Here is an 11,605-nt window from a genome sequence, read left to right as displayed (position 1 = left end):
TATTTTATTGACCCAATCATTCTTCTGAAACGACCTGCAATTGAAGTTTTAACTCCGATTATTGCAAGTAGTCTTTTACAACAGTTTTATACAGTTGTGGATTCTATTATAGTTGGGAGATGCATAGGGGAAAGGGGCATTGCTTCTATTGGGGTTTCTGGATCTATTATATCTTTTCTGACATTTATTATATTTGGAATAGGAATAGGTATGACGGTGTTGCTTTCAAAATATTACGGAGCTGGAGATCAAAAGAAATTTGGGGAAGTAGCGGAAACTTCTTTGACTTGTGGTTTGATTTTTTCTGTTTTTATTGCGGCAGTATGTTTTGTTTTTTCTAAGCAGATTTTATATTTATTTCAGGTAAAAAGTGAGATTTTTCAAGGGGCTAGGATTTACTTGTGTATTATGTGTATAGGACTTGTATTTGCTTTTCTATACAATTTTTGTAATTCAGTGTTACTATCAATAGGAAACTCAAAAGCTTCTTTTTTCATATTACTTTATGCAACAATAATAAATATAATTTTGACATATATGCTCACTGCAAAGATGGATATGGGAGTAATTGGTGCAGCTATTGCTTCTGTATGCTCGCAATTTTTCTCTGTTTTATTTGGAGTAATTTGCATTAAACGCAGAAATTTATCTGTGAATTTTAATATTTTTAAGTTAAAAGTAGATACAGCGCTTTTACTTGAAACTATAAATTATAGTGGAGCTTCAGCTATACAAATGTTGTTGTTCCATGGAGGAAAATTAATCATACAAGGAATAATAAATACGTTAGAGGTAAATGTGATTGCGGGATATAGTGTGGCTGTTCAAATAGAAGCGTTTGTTTTATCTGCTTTAGAGGGGGTGGCAACTTCTGTATCTAAGAACTGTGCTGCGGATTTAGGAGAAGGAGATAAGGATAAAATACGAGAGGATTTTTTTGCTGGAGTTATAGTTAGTTTTGTATATACATTGATAGTTGGAACACTCATTTTGATTTTTTCTTCAGATATAATTGCATTATTTGTGAAAAACGGAAACAGTACAGAGTTAAATAGTGGTATTTTGTACTTGAAATATATGGCGTATTTCTATCTAGCAGTTAGCATAGCTCAAATCTTACAGGCATTGTATCGCAGTATCGGAAAGATGGATGTAGCAATAATTGCGACGATTTTACAAATGATATTTCGTATAGGTATAACGTTTGCATTTATCAGACAAATGGGAGTAGTAGCTATATGTTATGGAACTCTTATGGGATGGATATCTATGATTTTGTATGAAGGTATATTGACATATCGTTATTTTAAAAAATAAAAAAATGATATTTTCGTTATGCAATATATAGCAAACAATCTATATTTCAAAATTAATAATTACATCTAAAATTGATTTTACATAAAACAAAAAGATGAAATATTAAAAAATAAAAATGAAATAATTTTTTAAAAAATTGCATTTTTCTGAAAACTTTATTATAATATAAACTACATTATCAAATTGAGAAGTAGATTTATTTATATAAATGTATGCAATATACGTAAGAGGAGGGACTATTATGGAAGTAAAACAAAGTATACCAAGTATCGGATTACCAGAAAAACAGGGATTGTATGATCCAAGATTTGAAAAAGATAATTGTGGTATAGGTTTTATTGCCAGCATAAAGGGCGAAAAATCACACGAGATAGTAGAGAAGGGATTATTAATTTTACAAAATTTATCACATAGAGGAGCAACAGGATGTGATGAAACTACTGGAGACGGTGCAGGTATAATGATTCAAATACCTCATGAGTTTTTCAAGAAAAAATGCAATGAAAATAAAATAGATTTACCGGATGAAGGAAAATATGCTGTAGGGATGGTATTTTTACCTCGTGAATCAGATGAAGATTTAGAGTGTGAAGGTATATTTGAAACTATATTAAGAGAAGAAGGATTGAAGCTTTTAGGTTGGAGAGATGTTGAAGTCGACCGTAATGCGATAGGTGAAATCGCAAAAGGTAGTGAACCTTTAATAAAACAAGTCTTTATAGATAAGGGAAGCTATACTACAGAAGAATTTGAAAGAAAATTATTTATAGTAAGAAAAAAATCTGAAATAGCAGTAAGAAATTCTACTATGCACAATAAAGGATACTTTTATATACCGAGTTTATCAAGTAGAACAATAATATACAAAGGATTACTTTTAGCAAGACAAATAGGAAGCTTTTATAAAGATTTAGGAGATCCAGATTTTAAATCTGCATTAGCTTTAATACATCAACGTTACTCAACAAACACATTCCCAACATGGGACTTAGCACAACCATTTAGATATTTAGCTCACAATGGTGAAATAAATACTATCATGGGTAATAGAAACTGGATGCACGCTAGAGAAGGTGTGTTGAAGTCAGATAAATTTAAAGATGGTTTAGAAGAGTTATTCCCAATATTAACTCCAAACTGCTCTGACTCAGCTACTTTAGATAATGCGTTTGAGCTTTTAATATCTACAGGAAAATCATTAACTGAAGCTATGACAATGCTTATTCCACAAGCTTGGAAGGGAAATAAACTAATGGATCCAAAGGAAAAAGCGTATTATAACTATCATGCTACAATAATGGAACCTTGGGATGGACCAGCAGCTATAGCATTTACAAATGGAGTTCAGCTTGGAGCTTTATTAGATAGAAATGGATTAAGACCATCAAGATATACAATAACTAAGGATGGATTTGTAATATTAGCATCAGAAACTGGAGTACTAGAAACAGATCCTGCTAATGTTGAATATAGTGGACGTCTAGAACCAGGTAAAATATTTATGCTAGATTTAGAGCAAGGAAGAATAATTCCAGATGAAGAGGTTAAAAAGGAATTATTTGAAGCATATGATTACGAAGCTTGGCTTGAAAGAAATAAATTAACTATGGATATGATTCCAAAGCCTTCATATATACCAAAAGGTGATGAAGATACTTTACTACAAAGACAACAAGCATTTGGATATACATATGAAGATATAAAAATAGTTTTAGCACAAATGGCTAAAGACGGAAAAGAACCACAAGGCTCTATGGGTGACGATACTCCACTTGCTGTTTTATCTAAGAGACCACAACTGCTTTATAACTATTTTAAACAATTATTTGCCCAAGTAACAAATCCACCTATAGATCCAATTAGAGAGGAATCTATAATGAGCTTAGTTACTATAATCGGACAAAAGGCTAACTTACTTGATAACGATAAAAAGGATTATACATTTATACAATTAGATAATCCAATATTATCTGATGTTGACTTAGAAAAAATAAGTAAAATAAACAATCAAAGCTTAAGAGCTGTTAAAATACCTATGTTATTTAGATCACCAGGTACTGGTAAGGATTTAGTTGAAGCACTTGACTTATTATGTCAAAGAGCTAAGGATGCAATAATGGAAGGATATAATGTAATAATTTTATCTGATAGAAATATAAACAAACAACAAGCTCCAATACCAGCATTATTAGCAACTAGTGCCCTACAACATTATTTAATAAAAAATAAATTGAGAACTAATGTAAATATAATTCTAGAAACAGGAGAAGCGAAGGAAGTAATGCATTTTGCTCTATTAATAGGATATGGTGCTACTGCAATCAACCCTTACTTAGCTTATGAAACTATAGATCAATTAGCTAAAAAGAAATTATATGTAGGTGACAAATCAAAGGAAGAATTAAAAGAAAATTACAATAAGGCAATATGTAAAGGATTATTAAAGATAATATCTAAAATGGGTATATCTACTATACAAAGCTACAGAAGTGCACAAATATTTGAATGTATAGGTATAAATAAAGACGTAATAGAAAAATACTTCACAGGAACTCCTACAAGAATAGAAGGTATAGGTCTTGATGTAATAGCTAAGGAAACTTTAACAAGACATGAAAGAGCGTATAACAAGCTTAGAAATCCAATAGATACACTAGAGCTTGGTGGTAAATACAACTACAGAAGAAACGAAGAAAGACATATGTTTAACCCTTACACAATAACTACTCTACAAAAGAGTGTTAGAGAAAATGACTATAAGCTATTTAAGGATTTCTCAAAGGCTATAGATGATCAAGCAGAGGAATTATGTACTATTCGTGGACTTCTTAAATTTAAGGATTCAGAAAGTATACCAATAGATGAAGTTGAACCAGTTTCAGAAATAGTAAAAAGATTTGTAAGTGGTGCGATGAGTTTCGGTTCACTTAGTAAAGAAGCTCATGAAACACTAGCAACAGCTATGAATACTCTAGGTGGTCGTTCAAATACTGGTGAAGGTGGAGAAGACTCTAAGAGATTTAAAACTATAACAATGAGTGCGACAAAACAAGTTGCATCAGGTAGATTTGGTGTTACTACTGAATATCTAGTAAACGCTAAGGAATTACAAATAAAAATGGCTCAAGGTGCAAAACCTGGTGAAGGTGGACGTCTTCCAGGACCAAAGGTAAATGAAACTATAGGTAAGGTTCGTCATGCTATACCTGGAATAGACTTAATATCACCACCACCACATCACGATATATACTCAATAGAAGACTTAGAACAATTAATACACGACTTAAAGAGTGTAAATCCAGAGGCTAGTATATCAGTAAAATTAGTTTCAGAGGTTGGTGTCGGTACAGTTGCAGCAGGTGTTGCAAAGGCTAAAGCTGATTTAATATTAATATCAGGATATGATGGAGGTACAGGAGCTGCTCCTTACACTTCAATAAGATATACAGGTGGTCCTTGGGAGCTAGGACTTTCAGAAGCTCACCAAGTACTATTATTAAACAACTTAAGAAGTAGAGTTACATTACAAACAGACGGTCAAATGAGAACTGGTAAAGACGTAGTAGTAGCTGCTTTACTTGGAGCAGAAGAATTTGGATTTGCGACTACTCCACTTGTAGTTATGGGATGTATGATGATGAGAAAATGTCACTCTAATACTTGTCCAATGGGTGTTGCTACACAAAATCCAGAGCTTAGAAAGAAATTCAAGGGTAAAGTAGAACACGTTATAAACTACTTCACATTTGTAGCTACAGAAGTAAGAGAATTAATGGCTCAGCTTGGATTTAGAACTATGGACGAAATGATAGGTAGAGTCGATAAATTAGAAATAAATGAGCTTCTAAAAAATGAAAAAACTAAAGACTTAGATTTCTCTTCTATACTTTATAGACCAAACCTACCACAAAGAATAGTTGGTAGAAAAATAATGGATCAAGACCATAGTATGGACAAAGCTTACGATTTACAATTAATAGAATTTGCTAAGGATGCTTTAGAAAACGGAACTAAAGTAACTGGTGATTTCAAAATTAAGAATATAAACCGTACAGTAGGAACTATGCTAAGTGGTGAAGTAGCTAAACGTTATGGTGCAGAAGGATTACCAGATGATACTATAACTTTAAACTTAACAGGTAGTACAGGACAAAGTTTCATGGCATTTGGTATGAAGGGTATAACAATAAACCTAACTGGAGACTGTAACGACTACGTTGGTAAAGGCCTTTCAGGAGCTAAAATAAAAGTAAAACTACCTAAAGAATGTACTATAAAATCTGATGAAAACATAATAGTTGGAAATACAGTTTTATATGGAGCAACTAGTGGTGAGTTTTATGCAAATGGTAAAGCAGGTGAAAGATTTGCAGTTAGAAACTCAGGTGCAACAGCTGTAGTAGAAGGCGTTGGAGACCATGGATGTGAATATATGACTGGTGGAACAGTAGTTATATTAGGAGATACAGGTAGAAACTTTGCAGCAGGTATGAGTGGTGGAACAGTTTATGTATACGATGCTAAGAAACAATTAACACCAAAATTAAATCCTGGAATAGTTAAAAATGCAGATATAGAAGCATTAATAGATACAGAAGACGAAGCAATAGTAAAAGATTTAATCCAAAAACACTACGAATATACTGAAAGTGAAAAAGCAAAAATGATATTAGACAATTGGAATGAAGAAAAATCAAATATAGTAAGAGTTATACCAAAAATGTATAAAAAATTAATGAGCGAGTATAAAGCAGTGTAAGGAGGGACAAAAATGGGAAAAGAAACTGGTTTTATAGAATATGAACGTGAGAATCAGAGCAAACGTCCTGTAGAAGAACGTATAAAGGACTTTAATCAAATATATATACCTATGGATTACGACAAGGTAAAAATTCAAGCAGCTAGATGTATGGATTGTGGAGTACCATTTTGTACATCTGAATATGGATGTCCACTTGGAAATGCAGCTCCAGAGATAAATGACTTAGTTTATAGGGGGCAATGGAGAGATGCTTTAGATAGATTACTTCAAACAAATAACTTCCCTGAATTTACAGGGACTGTATGTCCAGGCTTATGTGAAAAGGCATGTGTACTAGGTGCCATAAAGGAACCGGTTGGATGTAAAAATATGGAATTAAGTATAATAAATAAAGCATTTGAAGAAGGCTGGATAACTGCAAAGCCACCTCTAGTAAAAGTAGGTAAAACAGTAGCAGTAATCGGTTCTGGACCAGCTGGACTTGCATGTGCAGACCAATTAAATAAAGCAGGCTACGATGTAACTGTATTTGAAAGAGACGATGTAATAGGCGGACTATTAGTCTATGGTATACCAGATTTCAAACTAGAAAAATGGGTTGTAGATAGACGTGTAGATTTATTAAAAGAAGAAGGAATAAAATTCAAGACAAATATATGGGTAGGAAGAGATTACCCAGCAAAAATACTTAAAAAAGAATACGATATAGTAGTTTTAACAGGAGGAGCAACTCAAGCAAGAGATTTACCTATTCCAGGAAGATCTCTAAAAGGACTTAATTTTGCTGTAGATTATCTAAAACAACAAAATAAGAGAAATAGAGGACTTGAAGTTGAAGAGGAAGAGATTTTAGCAACTGACAAAAATGTAATAGTAATAGGTGGTGGAGATACGGCAAACGACTGTGTCGGTACTGCGATTAGACAAGGCGCTAAAAATGTATATCAATTACAAAGATCTTCTGAAAGTGAAAGAGATTCAAAAGGAGCGAGCTTCTGGGGCAAAATATCTGCAATGACTAAAAATCCAGTATTTGAAGAAGGTGGAATCAGAGAATACTCTGTAAAACCAACTGCATTTAGTGGAGAAGGTGGAGTAGTTAAGAAGCTTCACGCAATTAAATTAGATGAAAATAGACAGGAAATACCTGATTCTGATTTTGAAATAGAATGTGATTTAGCGTTATTTGCATTAGGATTTTTACATCCAGAGCATGAAACTTTACTTGGAGATTTAGGAGTAGAGCTTGATGAAAGAGGAAATGTAAAAACTGATGAGTTCAAGAGAACTTCTGTTGAAGGCATATATGCAGCTGGTGATATGAGATCAGGTCAATCATTAGTATGTAAGGCAATTGCTGACGGAAGAAAAGCAGCTAGAACAATAGACTTAGATGTTATGGGACAAACTAATTTAAGATAGTATTTTTATATAATATAATTGCAACCAACAAAGCAAAGGCTATAGATGACTTAGTTATCTATGGCTTTTGTTTATTTTTTGAAACTTTCTCACAGTATAAAATCTAATACAATATAAATATAGGGAAAAGGGAGGGAGCTTCATGAAGGAATACAATTTAAATTGCAGTTCAAAGGAATTAAAGGACAAGTTGGATTTTTTAAAAGTCGTTAATAATAATAAAGAAAATGATTTAGATTTAGTTTGTATAAGAACAAATAATAAATTTAAATTATCGTTTTATGAAAGATATCCTCAAAGCCTTAATTATCATGATCGAAATTATAAAAGCGTAAATACAACAGTATTTTTTCAAGGTGAAATAATAGAGGATGGAGATAAATGTAAGATTCGAGGAAAATGTAAATTTTCTGGAATTACTATTATGATTTTATGCTTTTTTATTTTTGTTGCTATTTTGGCTAATTTAATGTTTATATTAGCAGATGGATTTGAAATAAATACAATAGGATTATATTTTTTATTACCTGTTGTATTAGTAATTATTATGAAATATGCTTTGGGGACATCTTTTGACAAATGTATAAAACAAATGATTAAGGAATTGGAAGAAGAAAAATTAATATAGAATAAAATATTAAATATTAAATAATGAAGGAAATCCGTATGAAAAAATATAAAAATAAGAATATTGGTTATTAAAAACAAAAAAAGTGATATAAATTATAAATACAGTTTTTAAATAAAAGAGGAGGTTGGAAAATGAGAAATTTTATTATTTCAACAGATTCAACAGGGGATTTACCAAATTCTTATTTAGAAGAAAATAATATATTGATTCATCCATTATATTATATTGTGGATGGAGAAGAATATATACCCGGGGCAAAAGATATGCCTGTTAAAGATTTTTATCAGGCTCTAAAAAATGGAAAGATGCCTACAACAAGTGCAGCTAATCCTGAAAATGTAATGGAAAAAATGAAAGAACAAGTAGAAAAAGGCTATGATATACTTCATATAAGCTTTTCATCAGGATTGAGTTCAAGCTATAATACTACTGAAATATGTGCAGAAAGCGTAATGGAAGAATTTCCAGAGTCCAAAATAATAGTAGTTGATTCTCTATCAGGTACAGTTGGGCAAGGATTTCTAGTTATGAAGGCAGTTGAGATGAAAAGACAAGGTAAAACTATAGACGAGATAGCATCATGGTTAAATGAAAACAAAAAACATGTAATACATGAGTTTATAGTATCTGATTTAAATCATTTATTCCGTGGTGGTAGACTTTCAAAAACTCAAGCTCTTTTAGGAACTATGTTAAACATACAACCTATCCTTAATATGGATGACGAAGGAAAGCTAGCGAATATAGGAAAAGTGAGAGGACGCAAAAAAGCATTGCATGTACTAGCAGATAATATAGAAAAGAATTCAGATGTAAAGAATTTAAAAGAGGTATTTATATCTCATGGAGATTGCATCGAGGATGCTAGGTATCTAGCAGATAGAATAAAACATAAATATGGAATAGAAAATATAATGATTGAAGATATTTGCCCAACTATAGGTGCTCATACGGCACAGGGTACAGTTGTAGTTGTTTATTTTGGAGATAAAAGATAAAAAAATTAAAATTTTTTTAAAAAAAGTACCTAAAGTTTATTTTCTAGATGTATTTAATAGTAAAAGAAAACAAAAGTCTAGGAGGTAAGAGATATGAAAATAAAGAAAAATATAATAACAATATTAGGAGTAGTAGCAATAGCAGGTATATGTATGGTAGGTTGTTCTAATTCATCAGCAGATAGTAGTACAAAAACAGAAACACAAAGTACATCAGTAGCATCTGCATCACAAGAAAATTCAACTAAGGATTACATAGGAGAAGATAAGGCTAAAGAAATAATGCAAAAAGAAGTGCCTGAAGACTCTGAATTTGTAAATTTCCAACTTGATGAAGACAAAGATGATAATACAGCAGAATATGAAGGTGAACTAGTAAAAGATAACACAGAATACGATATAACTATAGATGCTGTAACTGGTGAAGTTTTAGAATCAGAACAAGAAAAATATGATGGAAGATATGAAGAAAATACTTCTAAAGCAAATGATTCAAGTGAACAATATATAACTAGAGAAAAAGCAAAACAAATAATGAAAAAAGAAGTTCCAGATGCTGAAATAGTAGCATTTGAATTTGATAAAAACAGTGACGATAATGAACCAGCAGCATATGAAGGCGAATTAGTAAAAGACAACACAGAATACGATGTAACAGTAGATGCCATAACAGGTGAAGTTTTACATGTGGAAAAAGAAGCTGTTAAATAAAAAATTATAGAAATGCAAATTTAGGAGGGATATAGGATTAATTTTCTATATCTCTTTTTTTGAGCGAATTTGTATTAGTTATGGAATCATAATATGTCAAAAAAATAATGAAAATGTAACAGTATGTAATTATATATCATATTAAATAATAAGAACGTAATTAAAGGAGGAATACAAGTGGATAGTAAAATTAGAAAATTCAATGTTACAGTATTATCAATTCCGATTGTATATGATTTTTTTGGCGATTATGATCCAGATGGATTGATGTATATATTAAGTGAAGATAAAGAAAAAGTAAGAAAAAAAGCTATGCATAACTTTAATAATAAGGATGAAAATGAAGATCCATTACCAATACCTACAGATGAAGTTCAGCCTCTTACAATAAGGGCAAATGTTGGAGAAACAATAATAATTGAGTTTGAGCACGACGAAGATAGAAGGCTATCAATTAATATGCACGGACTTAAATATAAAAATATAAAATCAGACGGAGCCAATGTAGGCTACAATGAAGATTCTACAGTTGGCAAAGGTGAAAAAATAACTTACGAATGGTATGCAGATAGAGAAGGAATATTCTATTTCAGTGATATGGGAGATACACGCTTTAGTGAAGAAGGAACAAATATACACGGGTTATTTGGGGCACTTATAGTACAAGCAGAAGGATCTACTTGGACAGATCCTGTAGATGGAAGTGAATTAAAAAGCGGTGCATTTGCCGATATACACAATCCAAATAAACCGAGCTTTAGAGAATATGCAGTATATTTTCACGATGAGCTTGAAATGGTAAATAGATTCGGTGGACAAATAATTGATCCACATACTAATAGACCTGCTGGAGTAACTGCGATTAGCTATAGATCAGAGCCGATGGTAAATAGAGCACATTCTATACCAGATAAAGATAGAGGCTTTAAATATTGCAATCCTTGCGATGAAAATGATAGCGGTGGGGTTGTAGATATATTAAAACCAGATCATACTTTAATAGATGGAGAAGATGTTTCTATGAGCTCATGGACTAATGGAGATCCAGCAACTTTTATACCAAGAGCTTATGTAGGAGATCCAGCGAGATTTAGACTTATACATGGTGGAGTTCAAGAAACTCATGTATTTCATCTCCATACACATCAATGGAAGCTGGAACCTGACGACCCAAATTCCACTATAATAGATTCAATATCTATAGCTCCACAAGAAACATATGATATAGATATACTACATGGTGCAGGAAGCCTTGCCGGTTCTATAGGAGATCATATATGGCACTGTCATTTATATCCACATTTTCATGAAGGTATGTGGTCGTTGTGGAGAGTGTTCGATAGGTTAGAAACTGGAAAAGATACAATAGTTGAGAATGGAGAAGTTATACCGCCGTTATACCCAGATGGAACTTATGTAAAGGCTTTAAATCCTCTACCTGATAGAAGAAAACCACCTAGAAAAAGTTTACGTCATCCAGGCTTTTATAACTTTATAAATGGAGAGTTTGGAGAAAGACCTAAACAACCACCTTTAGGAATTTTAAATCAAAAGGGTGAAAATAAAATATGTCCAACTGAACTGGAAAGAGACAACTTTGTAGAAAATTATTCTAAGGGAGCTTTATATGCACAGCCTTGTAATGATAGACATTGTAATTGTGAATGGGAAGCAAAAGATCCAGATATTGTATTTGAAATATTTGCACTACAGGCAAAATTAATTTACAATAATGCTCATTGGCATGATCCATATGGAAGATTT

The 11,605-nt window shown here is 32.0% G+C and carries 7 protein-coding genes; all 7 read left to right on the top strand.

What is annotated here, in order from left to right; all coding sequences use genetic code 11:
* A partial coding sequence (locus tag ACI3VO_RS14165) for an MATE family efflux transporter (RefSeq protein WP_439758540.1) occupies positions 1-1,317 on the top strand: 1,317 nt, incomplete at its 5' end.
* A 241-nt stretch (positions 1,318-1,558) separates the two neighbouring features.
* Entirely contained in the window at positions 1,559-6,076 is a 4,518-nt protein-coding gene (gene gltB / locus ACI3VO_RS14160) for a glutamate synthase large subunit (protein WP_439758539.1), read from the top strand.
* Positions 6,077-6,088: 12 nt separating this feature from the next.
* A complete protein-coding gene (locus tag ACI3VO_RS14155; RefSeq protein ID WP_439758538.1) occupies positions 6,089-7,501 on the top strand; it encodes a glutamate synthase subunit beta in 1,413 nt (470 codons plus the stop codon).
* A gap of 142 nt (positions 7,502-7,643) precedes the next feature.
* Positions 7,644-8,129 (top strand): hypothetical protein, encoded by a 486-nt coding sequence (locus ACI3VO_RS14150; RefSeq protein WP_439758537.1) that lies wholly within the window; start codon positions 7,644-7,646, stop codon positions 8,127-8,129.
* 134 nt (positions 8,130-8,263) lie between these two features.
* Positions 8,264-9,130 (top strand): DegV family protein, encoded by an 867-nt coding sequence (locus ACI3VO_RS14145; protein WP_439758536.1) that lies wholly within the window; start codon positions 8,264-8,266, stop codon positions 9,128-9,130.
* A 93-nt stretch (positions 9,131-9,223) separates the two neighbouring features.
* Complete coding sequence (locus ACI3VO_RS14140; RefSeq protein ID WP_439758535.1) at positions 9,224-9,841, top strand: PepSY domain-containing protein; 618 nt, start codon at positions 9,224-9,226, stop codon at positions 9,839-9,841.
* Between the two features lie 177 nt (positions 9,842-10,018).
* The coding region (locus ACI3VO_RS14135; protein ID WP_439758534.1) for a multicopper oxidase domain-containing protein at positions 10,019-11,605 on the top strand (1,587 nt) is incomplete at its 3' end.

The organism is Intestinibacter sp., assembly GCF_051866655.1.
In the GTDB taxonomy this organism is placed as follows: Bacteria; Bacillota; Clostridia; order Peptostreptococcales; family Peptostreptococcaceae; genus Intestinibacter.
This window is presented reverse-complemented; position numbering and strand designations above follow the sequence as displayed.

What these genes read in the sequence shown, in the direction of transcription:
- gltB (WP_439758539.1), top strand. Translation starts at nt 1,559, where the DNA reads ATGGAAGTAAAACAAAGTATACCAAGTATCGGATTACCAGAAAAACAG.
- ACI3VO_RS14155 (WP_439758538.1), top strand. Translation starts at nt 6,089, where the DNA reads ATGGGAAAAGAAACTGGTTTTATAGAATATGAACGTGAGAATCAGAGC.
- ACI3VO_RS14150 (WP_439758537.1), top strand. Translation starts at nt 7,644, where the DNA reads ATGAAGGAATACAATTTAAATTGCAGTTCAAAGGAATTAAAGGACAAG.
- ACI3VO_RS14145 (WP_439758536.1), top strand. Translation starts at nt 8,264, where the DNA reads ATGAGAAATTTTATTATTTCAACAGATTCAACAGGGGATTTACCAAAT.
- ACI3VO_RS14140 (WP_439758535.1), top strand. Translation starts at nt 9,224, where the DNA reads ATGAAAATAAAGAAAAATATAATAACAATATTAGGAGTAGTAGCAATA.